Genomic DNA, 19837 nt, shown 5'->3' with positions numbered 1-19837 from the left:
TCACTTCATCACTTCTTCGTTCCGCCGAGCGCATCCAGCGCCGCCTTCTGCATCTCCAGCGTCTTGATCGTCATCTGGACGAAGCCGACATTCATCGTCAGCCAGGTCTCGACGGTCTTGAGCTCGGCGATCTTCTTCTCGATCTCGCCGACGTCGGCGGTCGGCGTGAGCATGCCGGGCACGGGGAACGACATCGGGTTCCACATCTTCTGCATCCACTCGAAGAGGTCTTTCGGAAGTCCCGGTTCGGCCATGGCTACGCTCCCGCTCGGGCGGTGAGCCCGATCAATGGACGCTTGCGAAACGCTCGCCCGCGAGCGGCGCCGAGGCCTCGACGTCGCGATGCGCGGGACGCGCCGGCTTGCTGCGCAGTACCTGCAGCAGACGCTGCTTCTCGGTCATGACTTTCTCGATGTAGGGCACGTCGGCGGCATCCGACGCGCCGACGTAGAGCGTGAGCGCGGAATTGAGGCTGCCGGTCTGCGCCAGGTAATCCTTGAGTATGCGCGTGCCGACGAGGATGTTGGTCTCGGGATCGAACACCGCGTATTTCTCGCCGCCGAACTCGCGGAACTTGTCGACGTGGTATTTCGGGATCACCTGCATGAGCCCCTTGGCGCCGGCGACGCTCTCGGCGATCGGGTTGAACCGCGATTCGACCGCCATCACCGCGATGATGAGGAGCGGGTCGAGCCCGATCTGGTGACCGGCGCTGTGCGCCATCTGCACCAGGTCGAGGGTGATCGACTGCGAGACCCTGTAGCGCTTCGCCAGGAACTCGGCGAGAGCCCGCACGCGCCCGGGCGAGATCTCGGCAGGGGCCGGGGCTGCGGCGGGGACCGCAACGGCCGCCACCGGGGCGGCGTCGGGCTGGCCTACGGCCTGGAAAGCAGCCGGAGCGGCGGGGACGCCGGAAATCTCGTGCTGTTCGAGGACCCAGGCCGCGGTCGCCATCACGACGGCGACGACGAGCAGAAGCAGGGTGCGCGGGGGAACCATCGCGCGGTTTGCCTTACGCGGAGTGAGCTGCGGGGCTGATTTTGCGGTCATGGCAAAACCTCCTTCTTGATGAGCCCGGGTGCACAGCCGCGCCCGGACAGCCTGTTACCTCACGGGTAACGTGAATACCGCTTGCGGCGCAGGACGACGGAGGCAAAGCCGCCGTACGGCGTGCGAGCGGACGAACCTTCTTTAGTCGAGCCTCGGGTTGCGCGACGCGGAGTCGGTCCCGGGCGAGCTGGGGTGGTACTTCTTTCAAATGGCGCGGGCTGCGCCATCACCCCGATTAGTCGGCTTTACGGCCTCGCGGAAGTCGTACCGGAAGACATCACCGGCAGCCGCGGAAGGCAGCAAAAACTACAGGAAAACAAAAAGTTGCCGGTGATTAGCCGGTTCTTTATTGAATGGACGGGTGGATTGTAACCGCAGAATTCCGATCCGCAAACCCCGCCCTTTTTGCAAGCTCAATCGGGCGTCGAGCGTGACTTGCGCCGCAGTTCCCAGTCGTGTAGGGCCCGCTCGTAGCGATCCACCGCCTGCCAGTAGAGGTCGTACACGCACGGGTCGCAGCCGCTCCCGCAGCACTCCCACTGCTCGGGCGCGCGCGGCGGTTCGGGTTTCGGATCGTCGTCGGATGCTTCCGTCATGAAGGCTCAGCGGTCGGCGGGCGGCACCGGCTCCTCGGGGAAGCGGCGCCTGAATTCGGCGAGCAGGCCCTCGGCGTCGGCGGCGCGTCCTTCGCGTCTCAGCGCAGCGATGCGGGCGAGCCATTCGGCCGGGGGTCTTTTGTCGAGCTCGGCGACCAGCGCCGCCACCGCAGGCGTCATCGCATCGGCGGCAGCCGCACGGCGCTGCGACGCGAGCGGTTTTGCGTCCTGCATCGCATACGGCCGCATGGCCGGCGCCGCAGCTCCGGCTGCCGGCGCGGCCTCGCGCGCCGCTGCCGGCGGCGGCGGCGCCGTCGCCGCGAGCGGCGGCTGAGGCGCGGGCTCGTCGCGTATCACCTTGGCCGAGTCTTCGGCCCGCCGCTTGGCCAGCGCCTGAAGACGATCGGCCGATTCGCGCTCGTCGCGCCGTGCTTCGGGCTCCGCTTTCGCCCGCCCCGCCTCACCGGCCTGCCCCGATGCGGCGATCCGGTTTTCGGCGGGCCCGGCGGCATCGGTCTCAGGCGGCGCTGGCGGTGCCGTCACGGTCTTCGCGCGCGTCCCCGCCGGCGCTTGGCCGGGCACGGTCGTCGGCTCGGGCCCGGCCGGCGCCGTATCCGCTGCCTTCGGGGACGTCATCGGCGCGGGCTCGCGGGCCGGTGCGGCTGCCGGCGCGGCCTCGCGCTGCTCGAGCTTCATCGGCGCGCCGCCTTCGCGGTCCGCGACCAGCACGACGCTGACCGAGAGCACCGCGACCGCCGCGAACGCAAACGGCACGCGCCACGGCATCCACCATGACGCACGCGGCTCGGCGGACCGGGGCGCGACGGCGCTGCGGGCGTTGCGCGACACCGCAGCGTCGAGCGCCGCCGGCGGCTCGTCGCGCGCAGCGTCGCGGTAGAGCGCCGCGATCTTCGCGTCGTCGGGACCGAACTCGAAATCGCGCTCGTTCACAGCCATCCCTGCATCCCCGCGCGAAGCTTCGCCATCGCGTAACGCAGCCGGCTCTTCGCGGTCTCGCGGTTCACCCCGGTCGCCTCGGCGATCTCTTCGATGCTCATGCCCGATTCGTTCTGGAGCACGAACGCTTCGCGCTGCGCTTCGGGCAGCTCGCCGAGCACCGTCAGCAGCCGCGCGGCCTTGGCCTTCGCATCGTACGCGGCATCGGGCTGCTCGTGCGCGGCCGCGGCCGGCTCGGCCAGGCCCGCATCCTCGTCGTCGAACGACGCGAGCGATGCCGGGGCATGGCGCCGGTAGTGATCGATGAGCCGATTGTGCGCGAGCCGGTAGAGCCAGGTCGTGAACCGCGCGGTGACGACATAGCTCTGTCGCGCACGCACCAGGTTCGCCCAGATGTCCTGGAAAAGCTCTTCCGCCGTCGAGGGGTCGCGACACTGCCGCACGAGGTAGCGATAGAGCGGGCCTTTGTGACGGCGGTAGAGGGTGTCGAACGCATCGGTGCTGCCGCGCGCGTAGGCCAGCATCAGGTCTTCGTCCTCGGCTTGCGCGTCCCTCGGCATCACGGGCTCGGAGTATGCGCGAGCGCGCTTCGGCGGTAAACCGCCGAACGACGGCGATGCGATGACCCAGTCCATGCGATCACTAACGTTCGCTCACCGCGCAAAGGGTTAATGCGGTTCGTTTTTTGCGTCCGTTGCAGTCGCAAGGGCTCGCTTGTCTACGAATTTGGGGGGCGGCTATACTGGCCCGGCACCCATCAGTCCCGGCGATTCACGAGGCTAGCCCCCACCGCCGCAGGACGCACTCACAGGACGGAGGAGGAGCATGCCGAGATTCTCACCGGAGATGATTCGCACCATTGCCTTCGTAGGTCACGGCGCGTCGGGCAAGACCACCCTGGTCGAAGCGCTGCTGCACCGGGCCGGGGTGATCGGCGCGCCGGGCAGCGTCGACAAGGGGTCGACGGTGTGCGATTTCGATCCTCTCGAGAAACAGTACCAGCACTCGCTCAACGCGAGCGTCGTGCACCTCACCACCGCGGGCACGCGCGTGCACATCATCGATACGCCGGGGCTGCCCGACTTCATCGGCCGCGCGATCGGCGCGCTGCCCGCGGTGGAGACCGCGGCGGTCGTCATCAACGCCCAGAACGGCATCGAGATGATCACCAGCCGCATGATGAGCTGGGCGCAGAAACGCAACCTGTGCCGCATCGTCATCGTCAACAAGATCGACGCCGACGACGTCGACCTGCCCGGGCTGGTCTCGCAGATCCAGTCGGCGTTCGGCAAGGAGTGCCTGCCGATCAACCTGCCGGCCGACGGCGGCAAACGCGTGGTCGACTGCTTCTTCAATCCCTCGGGCGAGTCCGATTTCTCCTCGGTCGAGGACGCGCACCAGGCGCTGATCGACCAGGTCGTCGAAGTCGACGAGAACCTGATGGCGAAATACCTCGAGCAGGGCGAAGTCAGCCCCGAGGAATTGCACGCGCCTTTCGAGCAGGCGCTGCGCGAAGGCCACCTCGTCCCGATCTGCTTCGTGTCGGCGCGGACCGGCGCCGGCGTCGCCGAGCTGCTCGACATCTTCGTGAAGCTCCTGCCCAATCCCACCGAAGGCAACTGCCCGCAGTTTCTCAAAGGCGAAGGACCCGGCGCGCAGCCGATCCAGTGCCAGCCCGATGCTTCCAGGCACGTGCTGGCCCATGTCTTCAAGGTGATGATCGACCCCTTCGTCGGCAAGGTCGGCGTGTTCCGCGTCCACCAGGGCACGATCACCAAGGACACCCAGCTCTTCATCGGCGACGGGCGCAAGCCTTTCAAGGTGAGCCATCCCTACCTGATGCAGGGCAAGGAGTTCGTCGAGAGCGACGCGCTCGTCCCGGGCGACATCGGCGCGGTGGCGAAAGTGGACGACATCCACTTCGACGCGGTGCTGCACGACTCTCACGACGAAGACCACATCCACCTGCTGCCGCTCGAGTTCCCGACGCCGATGCACAGCCTGGCGGTCGAGCCTAAGCGACGGGGCGACGAGCAGCGCATCTCCGAAGCGATGCACAAGCTCGCGGCCGAGGACCCGACGTTCAAGGTCGAGCACACCGCCGCCGCCGAGACCGTCGTCAGCGGCCTGGGCGACCTGCACATGCGCTACATCATGGACCGGCTGCAGGGGCAGTATCACGTCGAGGTGACGACCAAGCCGCCGCGCATTCCCTATCGCGAGACCATCACGGCGAAAGCCGAAGGCCATCACCGCCACAAGAAGCAGACCGGCGGCGCCGGCCAGTTCGGCGAGGTGTTCCTGCGCGTCGAGCCGCTGTCCCGCGGCTCGGGCTTCGAGTTCGTCGATGCGGTCAAAGGCGGCGTCATCCCCAACCAGTTCATGCCGGCGGTCGAGAAAGGCGTGCGGCAGGTGCTCGAAGCCGGTCCGGTTGCGGGTTACCCGGTACAGGACGTGCGCGTCACGGTCTACGACGGCAAGCACCACGCGGTCGATTCGAAGGAAGTCGCCTTCATCGCCGCGGGCAAGCGCGCGTTCATGGACGCGATCAGCAAAGCACGGCCGATCGTCCTCGAGCCCATCGTCAACCTCGAGATCACCGCGCCCGAGCCCAACATGGGCGATATCGCCGGCGACATCTCGGCCAAGCGCGGTCAGATCAGCGGCACCGACGCCGCGGCGCCGGGAACGGTCGCGATACGCGCGCAGTGTCCGCTCGCCGAGCTGAACAACTATCAGGCGCGGTTGAAATCGGTGACCGCCGGCCAGGGCTCTTACGCGATCGAGCTCTCTCATTACGAGCCGGTGCCGCCGAACGTGCAGAAGGATCTCGTCGCCGCCCACAGCAAGGTCGCACAGGTCGAAGAGTGAAGGGTGAAGGGTGAAGGGTGAAGGGTGAAGGGTGAAGGGTGAAGGGTGAAGGGTGAAGGGTGAACGGATCGCGTACACTTACCCCTCACTCTTCATCGTATTCACCCTTCACGGCATCAAATGGACGACCATGTACTGCGCGGGATGGCGAAGTGGCCCAACGTTCCCGCGGTCTACGGCTGGCTCGCCCTCGACCGGCGCGGCCAATGGCTGATCAAGGGCGAGCGCATCACCAATCCGGTCGTCGTCGATTTCATCGGGCGTAACTACGAGCGCGACGCCGACGGGCGGTGGTTCTTCCAGAACGGGCCGCAGCGCGTGTTCGTCTCGCTCGAATACGCGCCTTTCGTCTTTCGCGTGACGAGCGCGGTCTCGTCTCCGCTGGAGCTGTGCACCCAGACCCGCGTCAAGCCGGGCGGGTTGAAAGGCGCCTACATCGACGAGCACGGCGCGATCGTCGTCGACACCGAGCTCGGGCCCGGGCTTGTCGACGACCGCGATCTCGACGCGGTCGCCGGGGCGCTGGTCGATGCGAAAGGCCGACAGCCCGATGACGACGCCCTCGATGTCATGATCGAATGCGTGCAGGGCGGCGAAGACGTGCCGCTGTGGCTCGAATACGGCGGCGCGCGCGTGAAGATCGGCTCGCTCGAATCGACCGAAGCGCCGCGGCGCTTCGGCTTCGATCCGCGGCCGGCCGCGCCCCACGGACACCCGGAGTGCAACTGACCATGATCGATCTGCGCAGCGACACCGTCACCCGCCCTTCCGAAGCGATGCTCTCCGCGATGCGCGATGCGACCTTCGGCGACGATTCGCGCGACGGCGATGCGACGGTCGAAGAGCTCGAAGCGCTTGCCGCGCACATGACGGGCAAGGACGGCGCCGCGTTGATGCCGAGCGGGACGATGACCAACCTCGTCGCGGTCCTCGCGCACACCCAGCGCGGCGGCGAAGTGCTGCTCGAAGCCGGCGCGCACATACTGAACTCGGAGCTCGGCGGCATCACCGCGGTCGCGGGCGCGTTCTACAAAGGCATAGCCGGACACCGCGGCGCGATGGACCTCGACCGGCTGCGCGATGCGGTGCGCAAGCCCACGCGGCAGAACTTCGGCACCGCGCTGATCGCGATGGAGACCAGCCACAACCGCGCGGGCGGCGCGGTGCTGCCGCTCGAGCACATGCGCGCGGTGCACACGATCGCGCGCGAAGCGGACGTGCCGGTGCACACCGACGGTGCGCGCCTCTTCAATGCGGCGGCCGCGTTGCGCGTCGACGCGCGAGAGATCGCGCAATACACCGACTCGGTGTGCTTTTGCGTATCGAAAGGTTTGTCGGCACCGGTCGGCTCGCTCTTGTGCGGGACTTCCGCGTTCATCGACCGGGCGCGCGCGTTCCGGCGCATGGTAGGCGGCAACATGCGACAGGCCGGACCGATCGCGGCGGCCGGCATCGTCGCGTTGCGCTCGATGGTCGCGCGTCTCGCCGAAGATCACGCGACCGCGAAGCGGCTCGCGCACGGCCTCGCGAAGATCGATGCATCGCTCGTCGATCCCGACGATGTCGAAACGAACATCGTGAAGGTGGAGTTGCCGAAGAACCGCGACACCGCCGCGCGGTGGTCGCAGACGATGGAGAAGAGCGGCGTGCGCGTGAGTCCGTGCGACCGTTACGCGCTGCGCTTCGTCACGCATCGTCACGTCGCTGAACGCGACATCGACGATTGCGTAGACGCGTTCGAGCGCGCGTGGCGCGGCGCTTCCGGGCGCTGATTACGTTTTAATCAGCGTAATCCGAAGATTCGACGCCAGTTGGACTCTCGGCCCCGGAAGACCCCGCCAAGTCATTGGTGCAAAAGGAAAAAGTAGGCGATAGCAGCCGCCGAGGCGACCCACGCCTTGCCGACCCGACCGAGTTTCTGTATCTTTGGCGACCTGCTGTCCGCTCGTGAATATTCCACGCTGGCGGCCGAAATCCCCCGGGATTTCCGACCGCAGGCATGGCGGCTAAGTCAGGGCCGGGACCCCATGGGAAACGGCCACGCGCCAGGAATAGCCACGGGTCGTGGCGCTTCCGGGGCGGCAGGCTCCGCGGCAGGTTGGGCCGCGGTCGCTTCTACCTCGGTGCGTCGCTCAGGGGCAGCGGGCTTTTTCTTGGCTGCTTTTTTCTTAGCCGACTTTTTAGTCGGCTTTTTTTTGGCCGCACTCTTCGCGGCCCGGCTCGAGCTGGTCCTCGCCCCGCCGGATTTGCGCGCCGCGGCTTTCTTCTTCGCCGGCTTGCGCCCCGCGGCTTTCTTCCCGGCCGGTTTGCGCGCCGCCTGCTTGCGGCCGCGCGCTTTGGTCGTCCGGCCCGCCGCTGTGCGGCCGGCCTTTTTCTTCACGCTCCCGGCGGCGCTCGACCGCTTGGCCGCCTTCTTCCTGGCGGCCTTCTTTCGCGCTGACTTCTTCGCCATCGTGCCCTCCTTCGTCGGTTAGCCGACCGTTAGTGCAAAGCCGCGACGGCCTTGCTGGCCACGTCCCGGTACAAGGCATCCGGGTCGAGCGTGATCTCACCTTCCCACGTCACCGCGTTCGACACCGGGTCGATCGCGGCGCGGCGGAACTTCTCTTCGTCCGAAAGCAGACCGAACGTGTCGGTCGTGACGAGATCCCCCAGATAGACGCGCCCTTCCAGACCGTCGTCGAAGCGCACCCACAGCGTGTAGTTGGTTTCCGCGCGCAGCTCGGTCACGCTGTGAGCGCTCGGCCTTCTGCTGCGATAACGCCGATACTTCAGGCTGTATGTCAAGGAAGCCGCCTTTCGTGCGAGTTGTAGGAGATCAATCCCAGCTCAGCGCGCCGCCGGTCTGATACTCGGTCACGCGCGTCTCGAAGAAGTTCTTCTCCTTCTTCAGATCGATCATCTCCGCCATCCACGGGAACGGGTTGGTCGCGCCTTCGAACAGCGGGTCGAGACCGATCTGCTGGCAGCGGCGATTGGCGATGAAGCGCAAGTACTCCTTGAACATCGCGGCGTTCAGGCCGAGCACGCCGCGCGGCATGGTGTCCTCGGCGTAGCGGTACTCCAGCTCGACCGCTTTCTCCATGATCCCCGCGATCTCCGCCCGGAATTCCGGCGTCCACAGGCGCGGATTCTCGAGCTTGATCTGGTTGATGAGGTCGATGCCGAAATTGCAGTGCATCGACTCGTCGCGCAGGATGTACTGGTACTGCTCCGCGGCGCCCGTCATCTTGTTCTGGCGGCCGAGCGCGAGGATCTGGGTGAAGCCGACGTAGAAGAAGAGCCCCTCCATCACGCACGCGAAGACGATCAGGCTCTTCAGCAGCTGCTGGTCGTTCTCGAGCGTGCCGGTCTTGAACGCCGGATCGGTCAGCGTGTCGATGAACGGGATCAGGAACTCGTCTTTCGCCCGGATCGACGGAATCTCGTGATAGGCGTTGAACACCTCGCCCTCGTCGAGCTGCAGGCTCTCGACGATGTACTGGTAGGCGTGGGTATGGATCGCCTCCTCGAACGCCTGGCGCAGCAGGTACTGGCGGCACTCCGGCGCGGTGATGTGGCGATACGTGCCGAGGACGATGTTGTTCGCCGCGAGCGAGTCCGCGGTCACGAAGAAGCCCAGGTTGCGCTTGACGATGCGGCGCTCGTCCTCGGAGAGCCCGTTCGGGTTCTTCCACAGCTCGATGTCGCGGCTCATCTGGATCTCCTGCGGCATCCAGTGGTTCGCGCACGCCGAGAGATACTTCTCCCACGCCCATTTGTACTTGAACGGGACGAGCTGGTTGACGTCGGTCTGGCCGTTGATGATGCGCTTGTCGGCGACGTTCACGCGGCGCTGCGACGCGTCCTCACCCAGCGGCCCCGGCGCAGGCGCAGGCCCGCGCACCGGCACCGCCTGCATCCCCGGCGTCGCTCCGACTCCTCCCAGCATTTGTTCTTCGAACTGCAGCATCAATCTCTCCTTTCGTCCGAAAGTGAAAAGCTACTTTCGGCCGCGTTCTTAATTAGCGCCCGGGCCTTGAGGCGGCTCGGCGCCTCGGGCGAAGAAAAAGCACGAAAAACCGGTGGTCGGCATCCGTCCTACTGACAAGCTTCGCACTCGGGGTCGTCGATGGCGCAGAACTTCGGCTGCGCTTCTGCGGACGCCGCAGCGACACCGCCGGTGGCCGGCACCGCGTTCAGCGCGCCGGCGCGGGCGGTGGACTTCTCCGCCGACGTCGCGCCCAGCGTGCGCAGGTAGTACGTCGTCTTCAGGCCCCGCAGCCACGCCAGCTTGTAGGTGTCGTCGAGCTTCTTGCCCGAGGCGCCCGCCATGTAGATGTTGAGCGACTGCGACTGGTCGACCCACTTCTGCCGGCGTGCGGCGCACTCGACCAGCCACGACGGCTCCATCTCGAAGGCGGTCGCGTACAGGCTGCGGATGTCGGGCGGGATGCGATCGATCTTGGACAGCGACCCGTCGAAGTACTTCAGGTCCGCGACCATCACCTCGTCCCACAGGTTGAGCTTCTTCAGATCCCGCACGAGGAACTCGTTGACCACCGTGAACTCGCCCGACAGGTTCGACTTCACGTACAGGTTCTGATACGTGGGCTCGATGCACTGCGACAGGCCGGTGATGTTGGCGATGGTGGCCGTGGGCGCGATCGCGAGACAGTTCGAGTTGCGCATGCCCACCTGCCTGATGCGATCGCGCAGCGCGTTCCAGTCGAGGCTCGTCGACGTGTCGCATTCGACATAACCGCCGCGCTCGTCCGCGAGGAGCTTCATCGTGTCGAACGGCAGGATGCCGCGGTCCCACAGCGAGCCCTTGAACGTCGAGTACGCGCCGCGCTCTTCGGCGAGGTCGGTCGACGCCCAGTAGGCGGTGTAGGCGATCTGCTCCATCGAGCGGTCGGCGAACTCCACCGCGGCCGGCGAGGCGTACGGCATGCGCAGCATGTGCAGGCAGTCCTGGAAGCCCATGATGCCCAGGCCCACCGGGCGATGCTTGAAGTTCGAGTTGCGCGCCTTGTTGACGTTGTAGAAGTTCAGATCGATCACGTTGTCGAGCATGCGCATCGCGGTCGTGATCGTGCGCTTCAACTTCTCCATGTTCATCTTGCCGCTGGCGCGGTCGAGGTGCGCCGGCATGTTCACCGAGCCCAGGTTGCACACCGCGATCTCTTCCGGACCGGTGTTGAGCGTGATCTCGGTGCAGAGATTGGAGCTGTGCACCACGCCGACGTGGCTCTGCGGGCTGCGCAGGTTGCACGGGTCCTTGAAGGTGATCCACGGATGGCCCGTCTCGAACAGCATCGAGAGCATCTTGCGCCAGAGCTGAACCGCCGGGACTTTCTTGTGGAGCTTCAGCTCCCCGCTCGCGGCCTTCGCTTCGTAGCCGAGGTAGGCCTTCTCGAACGCCTTGCCGAACTTCTCGTGAAGGTCCGGCACGTCGGACGGCGAGAACAGCGTCCACTCGGCGTTCTCCATCACCCGCTTCATGAAGAGATCCGGCACCCAGTTCGCCGTGTTCATGTCGTGGGTGCGGCGGCGGTCGTCGCCGGTGTTCTTGCGAAGCTCGAGGAATTCCTCGATGTCGAGGTGCCAGGTCTCGAGGTACGAGCACACCGCGCCCTTCCTCTTGCCGCCCTGGTTGACGGCGACCGCGGTGTCGTTCACCACTTTCAGGAAGGGGACCACGCCCTGCGACTTGCCGTTGGTGCCCTTGATGTAGGCGCCCAGCGCGCGGACCGGGGTCCAGTCGTTGCCGATGCCGCCCGCGTACTTCTGCAGCATCGCGTTCTCCTTGATCGCCTCGTAGATGCCGTCGAGGTTGTCGGAGACCGTCGTGAGATAGCAGCTCGCGAGCTGCGAGCGGCGCGTGCCCGAGTTGAAGAGCGTCGGCGTCGAGCTCATGAAATCGAAGCTCGAGAGCACGTTGTAGAACTCGATCGCGCGCGCTTCGCGCTGGTCGACCGGCTCGTTGAGCGCAAGACCCATCGCCACCCGCATGTAGAACACCTGCGGCAGCTCGATGCGGCGGCCGTTCACGTGCAGGAAGTAGCGGTCGTACAGGATCTGCAGGCCGAGGTAGGTGAACTTGAGGTCGCGGTTGGCGTCGAGCGCGGCGCCCAGGCACTTCAGGTCGTACTCGGCCAGGCGCTCGTCGAGGCGCTCGGCCTCGATGCCGGTCTTCACGAACTCGGGCAGGTACTGCGCGTAGCGGGTCTGCATGTCCGCCTGCGTCACTTCCTCGCCGAGCGTCTCCAGGCGCAGCGAGTTGAGCAGCAGGCGGGCGGTCACGTAGCTGTAGCCGGGATCCTGCTCGATCAGCGCGCGGGCGGCGAGGATGAGCGACTTGCGCACTTCCTCCATCGGCACGCCTTCGTAGAGATCGCGCTGCATCGCTTCGAGGATCGGCTGCGCGCTCACCTCGCGGCCGAGGCCGGCGCACGCGTCGGTGACGAGCGCCGTCACCTTGGCGATGTCGAGCGGGCGGCTGATGCCGTTGTCGGTGACGTTGATCACCGGCGCGGCGGCGGGGGCGGCCACCTGCTGCTGCTTCGCGCGCGTCGCCGCGCGCTCGCGCGCGCGGTCCTCGCGATACAGCACGTAGGCCCGGGCGACGTTGTGCTCGCCGGCGCGCATCAGCGCGAGCTCGACCTGGTCCTGGATGTCCTCGATGTGGAACGTGCCCCCGGACGGCTGGCGGCGCACCAGCGCTTTCACCACCCCGTCGGTCATCAGCGAAACCTGCTCGCGCACGCGCGCCGAAGCGGCGCCCTGCCCGCCGTTCACGGCGAGGAAGGCCTTGGTCATGGCGATCGAGATCTTGGCCGGCTCGAAGCCGACCACGGCGCCGTTACGGCGGATGATCTTGTACTCGGCGTACTGCGAATCCGGGGTGGCAGTGCTCTCGGGAGTGGAGAAATCAGCGGCCGGCAGCGAGGCTGCCGTTTCGGTCGCGAGTTGCATGCTTTTAACTCCTTGATTGTTCTGACTTTGACCGCCCGCGCAGCAGGCGGTCTCCTCCCACGAGCGGACCACAGAGAACCACTATATCTTGTGGTGGGACCCGTGTTTTCATCGAAGTGTAGTAGCGGGTTTTTTCAAACGCAATAGCTTTTCCGAACATTTTTTCGGCCTTTTCCGGACCGGTAAAAACGCTACGGAAAATCGCGTTTTCAGGCGTGGGGAAAGCTCAATTTCGACGCCACCGCGGCGCGGTACCGCGGCCAGTCGAAACACGGCCCGGGATCGGTTTTCCGGTCCGGGGCGACGTCGCTGTGACCGGCCACGTGGGCCAGCGGGTAGGCCGCGGCCAGCGCGTCGGTGAGCGCGCCGAGGCTGGCGTACTGCGCGGCCTCGAAAGGCACGTCGTCCGCGCCTTCGAGCTCGATGCCGATCGAAAAGTCGTTGCAGCGCTCGCGCCCCAGCCAGCGCGATGCCCCGGCGTGCCACGCGCGCATCGTGCACGGCACGAACTGGATGACGCTGCCGTCCCGGCGCACCAGAAAATGCGCCGACACCTTCAGCGCCGCGATGCCGCCGAAATACGGATGGCCGGCGGGATCGAGGGTGTTGGTGAAGAGCGCCTCGATCGCCGGGCCGCCGAACTCCCCCGGCGGCAGGCTGATGGCGTGTATCACGAGCAGATCGATGATGGTTCGGGGGACACGCTCATCGCAGTTCGGCGACGGAACGAAGCGGACCGGGAAGAGCGCGCCGCTCGCATCGTGCACGCAACCCTGCGCAAGTCCCTCGATATCGATTTCGAGCAAGTGGTCGGGCATCAGATAAAGCGTAAAGGAAGGGAGGTCCCGGAGGGAAACCTTGGTTTCCCTCCGAGTCGTTGACCGGCGCGGAAGCGCAGCGCCCGCTAGCGGGCGCCGCTAGCGGCCGTCAAGCTCGTCCTTCAGTCCCAGGCGCTCCATGCGGTAGCGCAGCGCCCTGAAGCTGATACCCAGCACCTTGGCGGCCGCGGTGCGGTTGTAATGCGTCTGCTCCAGCGCGTCCAGGATCGCCTGCTTCTCGATCGCGTCCAGCCGCTCCTGCAGCGGCAGGCCGGAGAGGTCCGCCGGCGCTTCGGCAACTCCCGCGCTGCGCGGCGCGAGCTGCAGATCCTCCGCCGCGATCTCCTCGCCGGTGGCCAGCGCGAGCGCGCGCTCGAGGATGTTCTCCAGCTCGCGCACATTGCCGGGGAAGTCGTACGCCGCGAGGTCGGCGGCCGCTTCGGCGGTGAGGCGCGCCGCCTCGCTCTCGCCGCGCGAGCGCTCGAGGATCCGGGCCGCGAGGAGCGGGATGTCTTCGCGCATCTCGCGCAAGGCGGGCATGCGCAGCTCGATCACGTTGAGGCGGTAATAGAGATCCTGCCTGAAGTTGCCGCCTTTCACCTGTTCGCCGAGATTGCGGTGGGTCGCGCTGATGAGGCGCACGTCGACCGGCTCTTCGCTCGTGTCGCCGACCTTGCGCACCTTCTTCTCCTGGATCGCGCGCAGCAGCTTCACCTGCATCTGCAAAGGCAGGTCGGCGACCTCGTCGAGGAACAACGTGCCGCCGTTCGCCGCCTGGAAGAAGCCGTCGCGATCGCTCGCCGCGCCCGTGAAAGCGCCTTTGCGGTAGCCGAAGAACTCGGACTCCATCAGGCTTTCGGGGATCGCGCCGCAGTTGACCGCGATGAACGGCCCGTCCTGCCGCGAGCCTTTGAGATGGATGAGCCGCGCCGCGAGCTCCTTGCCGCTGCCGGATTCGCCGGTGACGTGGATCGGCGCCTGGCTGCGCGCGAGGCGCTCGATGAGCGCGCGGGTCGCCGCCATGAGCGGCGAGTTGCCGACGAGCGCCGGGTCCGCGGACGCCGCCTGCGCGTCGCTGTCGCCGGATTTCCTGCCCGCCGGCCGCGTAAGCTTCAGCGCCGAGCGCACCAGCGCGCGGAGCTGATTGAGCGACACCGGCTTGGCGAGATAGTCGAACGCGCCCGCCTTCAGCGCGGCGACCGCGTTCTCGGCGCTGCCGTGCGCGGTGATCACCGCGACGGGCAGGTTGGGCTGATGCCTGGAGACGTAGTCGAGCACCGCGAGCCCGTCGCCGTCGGGCAGCCGCATGTCGGTGAGACACAGCTCGTAGTTGTTGGCGCCGAGCATGGCGAGCGCCTCGCTCGTCGACGCCGCGCAGTGGGTCTCGAGGCCCATGCGCGAGAGCGTCATGGCGAGGAGCTCCCGGATGTCGGCCTCGTCGTCGACGACCAGTACCTGGTTTTTATTCATCGCTCGGTCATCGCTGCGGCGCTCACGCGACCTTGCACAGCACGCGGAAATGCGCGCCGGTGTCGGTCTCGACGTAATCGAGCTTCGCCGAGTTGGCTTCGCACACTTCGCGCGCGATGTACAGCCCGAGGCCGGTGCCGCCGGGCGACGTCGTGAAGAAAGGCTCGAAAAGCTGGTTGCGCAACGGGGGAGGCACTCCGGGGCCGTCGTCGGTGATGTCCAATTTTACGATGCCGTCGCGCGGATCGAGGTCGACGCTGACGCGGATGCTCCCGCCGAGCCGCCGGCAGTGCCTCACCGCGTTGCGGCACAGGTTCCACATCACCTGGTTCAGGTGGCTGCGGTCGAACACCACGCGCGGCGTCGCGTGCAGATCGATCGCGAAAATCTCCGGAGCGATCTTCTCGATCTGGCAGAACTGCTCGACGAACGTCTTGAGATAGTCGACGACGTCGAAGCTTTCGCGGTGCACGCTGTCGCCGCGCTTGAGTCTCAGCACGTCGTCGACCATGCGATCGAGGCGCTGGCTGTTGTCCTGGATGATCGTGGTGAGCCGCTTGACCGTGTCGTTGATCGCCGGCTCTTCCTGGAGGAGCTCGGCGGCGTGGCTGATCGCGCCGAGCGGATTCCTGATCTCGTGCGCGATGTTCGCGGTGAGCCGGCCGAGCGCGGCGAGCTTCATCTGGCGCGCCTCGGCCTGTATGCGCGTGAGATCCTCGATGAAGATGACCGCGCCCGCGCTGCGCCGCTTGCCGACCGGGACGAAGCGCGCGCCCACCGCGCCGTTGACCGTCGTCTCGCTGCGCGCCGCGTCGCCGCGATCGTCCGCGCGCCATGCCTCGAAGCGCCGTGCGAGCGGCGCCGAATAGTGCGCGAGCGGCACGTCCCGGCGTCCCCACAGCGGGCCGAGGATGCGCTCGGCGCGCGTGTTGAACTGGCGGATGACGCCGTTGCCGTCGACGACGAGCACGCCGTCCTGCATGTCCTGTATGACGTGCTCGCTCACCTGCGCCATGTTCGCGAGGTCGATCTCGCGCTGCGCGGCGAGCTCCTCGCTGGCGACCGCGTACTGCGCGAGCGTGTGCGCGACCCACGCGATCGCGAAGTACGCGGTGGAGAGCAGGCCGGCCTGCGCGTACTGCGCGAACGGCGCATCGAACCTCAGAACATCGTAGGTGTGCTCGAGCAGGATGGCGATGGCGGCGAGCGACGCGTAGAAGAGCGTGAGGCGGCCGCGGGCGATGAGGCCGGCCGCGGCCAGGGTCGTCAGCAGCAGCAGTCCCAGGCCGCTCGAGATGCCGTGGCTTGCATAAGTGAGCACGGTGATCGCGACGATGTCGCCGCCGACGTGCGCCGACAGCTGCAGGTCGAAGCGCCAGCGGATGCGCACGAGGATGAAGCACACCAGGCTGAACACCGCATAGCACGCCGCGACCGAGACGAAGAGCGGATAGTCGCGCGACCCGAACGGCACCGCGCCGCTCCAGGCGGTCGCGATGACGAGCAGCGTGATCGCGCAGGTGAGGCGGTAGACGTTGAAGTAGAAGAGCGAGCGCCAGAACGCTTCGGGCTCGTTGCGCGCAAGAGGCCAGGTCGCCGACGGCTCGGCCGCGAGCCGCGCGCGCCCGGTCGGCGAGCCGGCGAGCTCAGCCGGTCTTGTCGTGGAGTCGGCGATGCTCGGCACTGCAGTAGAACGCGTTTCCGCTGGTGAGGCTCTCGCTCTTGGGCAGGTGCACGCCGCATTGCGCGCAGCGCACCATGTCTTCGGCCAGGCTGGCGCGCTTGTCCGCGCGGCGCTCGACCTTCTTTTTATAGCTCTTCAGTATCCAGTAGGCGACGAAGAGGCCGATGACGATGAAAAGAAGCTTGGCCAACGCTCGGGTGTCCGCAGGATTGCGATTGCCGCCAGTCTGACGCAAGGTGTTGCGCGCGTCGAGCGCCCTGGCAAGCGCGGCGCGTGAAGAACCGCACGCATGACGTGCGGCTGAAAGCGACTGTCTTGTTCTCGAGAGAGAAAAGATGGTCGGGGTGAGAGGATTCGAACCTCCGACTCCTGCGTCCCGAACGCAGTACTCTACCAGGCTGAGCTACACCCCGATGGTGCGCGAGTAGCGCTTCGAAAACCTCGCGTGGATCGACCGAACGAAACGAGAGGGGATCGCGCTGCGCTTTGATACTCGATGTTGCGCGCCGCCCAGAAACGTCTTGTTCGAGCCTAGAACGTTCGGGTCACCGCGAAACCAGTCAATTCTAGCAAATAATCGCGCGACTTTGAACGCGGCAATGCTTCGAGCGCCGCGCACGCGGCGTCCGCCTCCTTGCGCGCCTGGGTGCGCGCGTAGTCCAGCGCCCCGGACGCGCGGATCGCCTCGAGCACCGAACCGAGCTCGTCGAGCCCGCCCTGCTCGATCGCATGGCGGACCACCGCTCCCTGCTCGCGCGTGCCGCGCTTCATCACGTAGATCAGCGGCAGCGTCGCCTTGCCCTCGGCGAGGTCGTCGCCGACGTTCTTGCCGATCACGCCCTGATCGCCGGAATAGTCGAGGACGTCGTCGATCAGCTGAAACGCGGTCCCCAGGTGCGCGCCGTAGGCGGCCATCGCCTGCTCGATCGCGGGCCCCGAGCGTCCCAGAACCGCGCCCAGCCGGGTCGCGGCTTCGAAGAGCTTCGCGGTCTTGTAACGGATGACCTGCAGGTAGCCCTGCTCGTCGAGATCGGCGTTGCGGCAGTTCATGAGCTGCATGACCTCGCCTTCGGCGATGACGTTGGTGGCGTCGGCGAGCACGCGCAGCACCTCGATGTTCTCGACGCCGACCATCATCTGGAAGGCCCGCGAATAGACGAAGTCCCCGACGAGCACCGACGCCGAGTTGCCGAAGAGCGCGTTGGCGGTCGGCCGGCCGCGGCGCAGGCCCGATTCGTCGACGACGTCATCGTGCAGCAGGGTCGCGGTGTGGATGAACTCGACCACCGCCGCGAGCTCGTGGTGGTGGGTGCCTTCGTAACCGCAGGCGCGGGCGGACAGCACGAGGAGCAGCGGGCGCAGGCGCTTGCCGCCGCCGGCGATGATGTATTCGGCGATCTGCCTGATCAGGACGACGTCGGACCTGAGCCTTGCGCGGATGACCTCGTCGACCGCCTTCAGGTCGTCGGCGATGAATTCACGGATGGCTTCGATGGTCACGGCGAGAAAAGCGGCGGTAATTGCATGGGAACTCGGCTAAGCCGTTGATACAGGCTCCGAATTCGGTGCCGGGTGGCCGATTATACTTTGACTTGGGCCCGGCCTTTTTGTAGAATGCGCGGTTTTCCCAGGACGCTTCTGTCTGGCGTCCATTCGCGAGGTTTTCCATGTATGCGGTCATAAAAACCGGCGGCAAGCAGTACCGTGTCGCTGCCGGCGAAAAACTTAAAGTAGAACAGATACCTGCAGACATCGGGGCCGAAATCGTGCTGGACCAGGTGCTGTTCCTGGCCAACGGCGACAACGTCACGATGGGCGCGCCGCTCGTTTCCGGCGCCACCGTCACCGCCAAAGTGGTCGGCCACGGCCGCGGCGAGAAGGTGCGCATCTACAAGATGCGGCGACGCAAGCACTATCGCAAGTCGCAGGGTCACCGTCAGAACTATACCGAGCTCGAAATCGTCGGTATCAAGGGTCAGGAGTAACAGATGGCACACAAGAAAGCGGGCGGCAGCTCGCGGAACGGACGCGATTCGCAGGCCAAGCGCCTCGGCGTGAAGGCCTTCGGCGGCGAGCTCGTCTCGGCCGGCAGCATCATCATCCGCCAGCGCGGCACGCAGGTGCATGCGGGCGAGAACGTCGGCATGGGCCGCGACCACACCCTGTTCGCGAAGATCGACGGCCACGTGCAGTTCTCGCAGCACGGCGCGGCGAACCGCAAGACGGTGAGCATCGTCCCGGCGCAGCAGTAAATCCCCCCACGCGCCAGCAAAAGCCCTGTCCGCGCGACAGGGCTTTTCATTTTTACGACGGGAAGAACCCGCCGTTGAAGGCGCGGATTCGGAATACCGGTTGCTGACACCCCCAACATCATGAAATTCGTCGACGAAGCCACCATCGAAGTCCACGCCGGCAAGGGCGGGGACGGCGTCGCCAGCTTCCGCCGCGAGAAGTTCGTGCCGCGCGGCGGACCGGACGGCGGCGACGGCGGCCGCGGCGGCAGCATCTGGGGTGTGGCCGACCGCAACATCAACACGCTGATCGACTATCGCTACGCGCGCATCCACCGCGCGAAGAACGGCCAGAAAGGCATGGGCTCGGATTGCTTCGGCCGCGGCGCCGACGACATCGTGCTGCGCTTCCCGGTCGGCACGGTGATCAGCGACGCCGAGACCGGCGAGACCCTCGCCGACCTCGCGGCCCACGACGCGCGCGCTCTGCTCGCCAGAGGCGGCAAAGGGGGCCTGGGCAACCTGCACTTCAAGTCGAGCACCAATCGCGCGCCGCGCCAGTTCACGCGCGGCGAGGAAGGCGAAAGCCGCGCGCTCAAGCTCGAGCTCAAGGTGCTCGCGGACGTCGGGCTGCTCGGCATGCCGAACGCCGGCAAGTCGACCTTCATCCGGCAGGTCTCGGCGGCGAGGCCGAAAGTCGCGGATTATCCGTTCACCACGCTGCATCCCAACCTCGGCGTGGTGCGCGTCGACGACTCGCGCAGCTTCGTCATCGCCGATATCCCGGGCCTCATCGAAGGCGCCGCCGAAGGCGCGGGATTGGGACACCAGTTCCTGCGCCACCTCGCGCGCACCCACCTCCTGCTGCACCTGGTCGACGTGGCGCCGCTGGACGAAAGCACCGACCCGGTGAAGGATGCCAAAGCGATCGTCGCGGAGCTGAAGAAATACGACGTCGAGCTGTACCGCAAGCCGCGCTGGCTCGTGCTCAACAAGGCCGACCTGTTGCCGGAGGACACGCGCGAGAAGATGCTGAAGAGCTTCGTGCGCAAGTTGGGGTGGAAAGGCAAAACCTTTATCATCTCGGCGCTCACCGGAGAGGGCTGCCGTGAGCTCGTGTACGCGGTGATGGATCATCTCGACGAGCAGCGCAGGACGGCCGAAGCGGTCGAGCCCGCGGACGCCGGGGGCGGCCGGTCCTGA

Annotated in this window: 19 protein-coding genes, 1 tRNA gene and 1 pseudogene; 7 read left to right on the top strand and 14 right to left on the bottom strand. The window is 66.5% G+C overall.

Annotated elements, in window-relative coordinates; translation table 11 throughout:
- Positions 1–8: 8 nt before the first annotated feature.
- The 5 genes from VHP37_12775 to VHP37_12755 all read right to left on the bottom strand — a co-directional run bounded on the left by VHP37_12775 (position 9) and on the right by VHP37_12755 (position 3238).
- A complete protein-coding gene (locus tag VHP37_12775; GenBank protein HEX2827214.1) occupies positions 9–254 on the bottom strand; it encodes a PhaM family polyhydroxyalkanoate granule multifunctional regulatory protein in 246 nt (81 codons plus the stop codon).
- A 31-nt stretch (positions 255–285) separates the two neighbouring features.
- The gene (locus tag VHP37_12770) at positions 286–999 is read right to left on the bottom strand and encodes a transglycosylase SLT domain-containing protein (GenBank protein HEX2827213.1); all 714 of its coding nucleotides are present in this window, start codon (positions 997–999) and stop codon (positions 286–288) included.
- Positions 1000–1463: 464 nt separating this feature from the next.
- A complete protein-coding gene (locus VHP37_12765; GenBank protein ID HEX2827212.1) occupies positions 1464–1646 on the bottom strand; it encodes an oxidoreductase-like domain-containing protein in 183 nt (60 codons plus the stop codon).
- Positions 1647–1652: 6 nt separating this feature from the next.
- The gene (locus VHP37_12760) at positions 1653–2603 is read right to left on the bottom strand and encodes a hypothetical protein (GenBank protein ID HEX2827211.1); all 951 of its coding nucleotides are present in this window, start codon (positions 2601–2603) and stop codon (positions 1653–1655) included.
- Positions 2594–3238, bottom strand: a complete 645-nt coding sequence (locus VHP37_12755; protein HEX2827210.1) for an RNA polymerase sigma factor — start codon at positions 3236–3238, stop codon at positions 2594–2596. The genes VHP37_12760 and VHP37_12755 overlap by 10 nt, the downstream gene beginning before the upstream one ends.
- 190 nt (positions 3239–3428) lie before the next feature.
- Between VHP37_12755 and fusA the strand changes: the two genes are divergently transcribed.
- The 4 genes from fusA to VHP37_12735 all read left to right on the top strand — a co-directional run bounded on the left by fusA (position 3429) and on the right by VHP37_12735 (position 7948).
- Positions 3429–5474, top strand: a complete 2046-nt coding sequence (gene fusA / locus VHP37_12750; GenBank protein ID HEX2827209.1) for an elongation factor G — start codon at positions 3429–3431, stop codon at positions 5472–5474.
- A 120-nt stretch (positions 5475–5594) separates the two neighbouring features.
- Entirely contained in the window at positions 5595–6203 is a 609-nt protein-coding gene (locus tag VHP37_12745) for a DUF2946 family protein (GenBank protein ID HEX2827208.1), read from the top strand.
- Positions 6194–7246: a GntG family PLP-dependent aldolase gene (locus tag VHP37_12740; protein HEX2827207.1), complete on the top strand. Its 1053-nt coding sequence runs from the start codon at positions 6194–6196 to the stop codon at positions 7244–7246. The genes VHP37_12745 and VHP37_12740 overlap by 10 nt, the downstream gene beginning before the upstream one ends.
- Positions 7247–7627: 381 nt before the next feature.
- A complete protein-coding gene (locus VHP37_12735; GenBank protein ID HEX2827206.1) occupies positions 7628–7948 on the top strand; it encodes a hypothetical protein in 321 nt (106 codons plus the stop codon).
- 7 nt (positions 7949–7955) lie between these two features.
- Here VHP37_12735 and VHP37_12730 read toward each other — a convergent pair whose 3' ends face one another.
- The 9 genes and pseudogenes from VHP37_12730 to ispB form a co-directional block, all read right to left on the bottom strand.
- Positions 7956–8204, bottom strand: a complete 249-nt coding sequence (locus VHP37_12730; protein HEX2827205.1) for a DUF2442 domain-containing protein — start codon at positions 8202–8204, stop codon at positions 7956–7958.
- Positions 8205–8292: 88 nt separating this feature from the next.
- Positions 8293–9318 (bottom strand): annotated as a pseudogene (locus VHP37_12725) (ribonucleotide-diphosphate reductase subunit beta).
- A 236-nt stretch (positions 9319–9554) separates the two neighbouring features.
- Complete coding sequence (locus tag VHP37_12720) at positions 9555–12431, bottom strand: ribonucleoside-diphosphate reductase subunit alpha (GenBank protein ID HEX2827204.1); 2877 nt, start codon at positions 12429–12431, stop codon at positions 9555–9557.
- A 209-nt stretch (positions 12432–12640) separates the two neighbouring features.
- On the bottom strand, positions 12641–13249 hold the full coding sequence (gene ampD, locus VHP37_12715; protein HEX2827203.1) for a 1,6-anhydro-N-acetylmuramyl-L-alanine amidase AmpD: 609 nt from the start codon (positions 13247–13249) through the stop codon (positions 12641–12643).
- Between the two features lie 99 nt (positions 13250–13348).
- On the bottom strand, positions 13349–14719 hold the full coding sequence (locus tag VHP37_12710) for a sigma-54 dependent transcriptional regulator (protein ID HEX2827202.1): 1371 nt from the start codon (positions 14717–14719) through the stop codon (positions 13349–13351).
- A 22-nt stretch (positions 14720–14741) separates the two neighbouring features.
- Positions 14742–16403: a HAMP domain-containing sensor histidine kinase gene (locus VHP37_12705; protein HEX2827201.1), complete on the bottom strand. Its 1662-nt coding sequence runs from the start codon at positions 16401–16403 to the stop codon at positions 14742–14744.
- Positions 16366–16593 (bottom strand): PP0621 family protein, encoded by a 228-nt coding sequence (locus tag VHP37_12700; GenBank protein ID HEX2827200.1) that lies wholly within the window; start codon positions 16591–16593, stop codon positions 16366–16368. Before VHP37_12700 ends, VHP37_12705 begins: the two co-directional genes overlap by 38 nt.
- A gap of 146 nt (positions 16594–16739) precedes the next feature.
- Positions 16740–16816: transfer RNA gene (locus VHP37_12695), tRNA-Pro, on the bottom strand.
- Positions 16817–16934: 118 nt separating this feature from the next.
- Complete coding sequence (gene ispB / locus VHP37_12690) at positions 16935–17903, bottom strand: octaprenyl diphosphate synthase (protein ID HEX2827199.1); 969 nt, start codon at positions 17901–17903, stop codon at positions 16935–16937.
- Positions 17904–18070: 167 nt separating this feature from the next.
- On the opposite strand from ispB, the gene rplU reads away from it, so the two are divergent.
- The 3 genes from rplU (at position 18071) to obgE (ending at position 19837) form a co-directional block, all read left to right on the top strand.
- Positions 18071–18388: a 50S ribosomal protein L21 gene (rplU, locus tag VHP37_12685; GenBank protein ID HEX2827198.1), complete on the top strand. Its 318-nt coding sequence runs from the start codon at positions 18071–18073 to the stop codon at positions 18386–18388.
- A gap of 3 nt (positions 18389–18391) precedes the next feature.
- A complete protein-coding gene (rpmA, locus tag VHP37_12680; GenBank protein ID HEX2827197.1) occupies positions 18392–18655 on the top strand; it encodes a 50S ribosomal protein L27 in 264 nt (87 codons plus the stop codon).
- A gap of 120 nt (positions 18656–18775) precedes the next feature.
- Positions 18776–19837: a GTPase ObgE gene (gene obgE, locus VHP37_12675; protein HEX2827196.1), complete on the top strand. Its 1062-nt coding sequence runs from the start codon at positions 18776–18778 to the stop codon at positions 19835–19837.

This window comes from Burkholderiales bacterium (assembly GCA_036262035.1).
Taxonomy (GTDB): Bacteria; Pseudomonadota; Gammaproteobacteria; order Burkholderiales; family SG8-41; genus JAQGMV01.
This window is presented reverse-complemented; position numbering and strand designations above follow the sequence as displayed.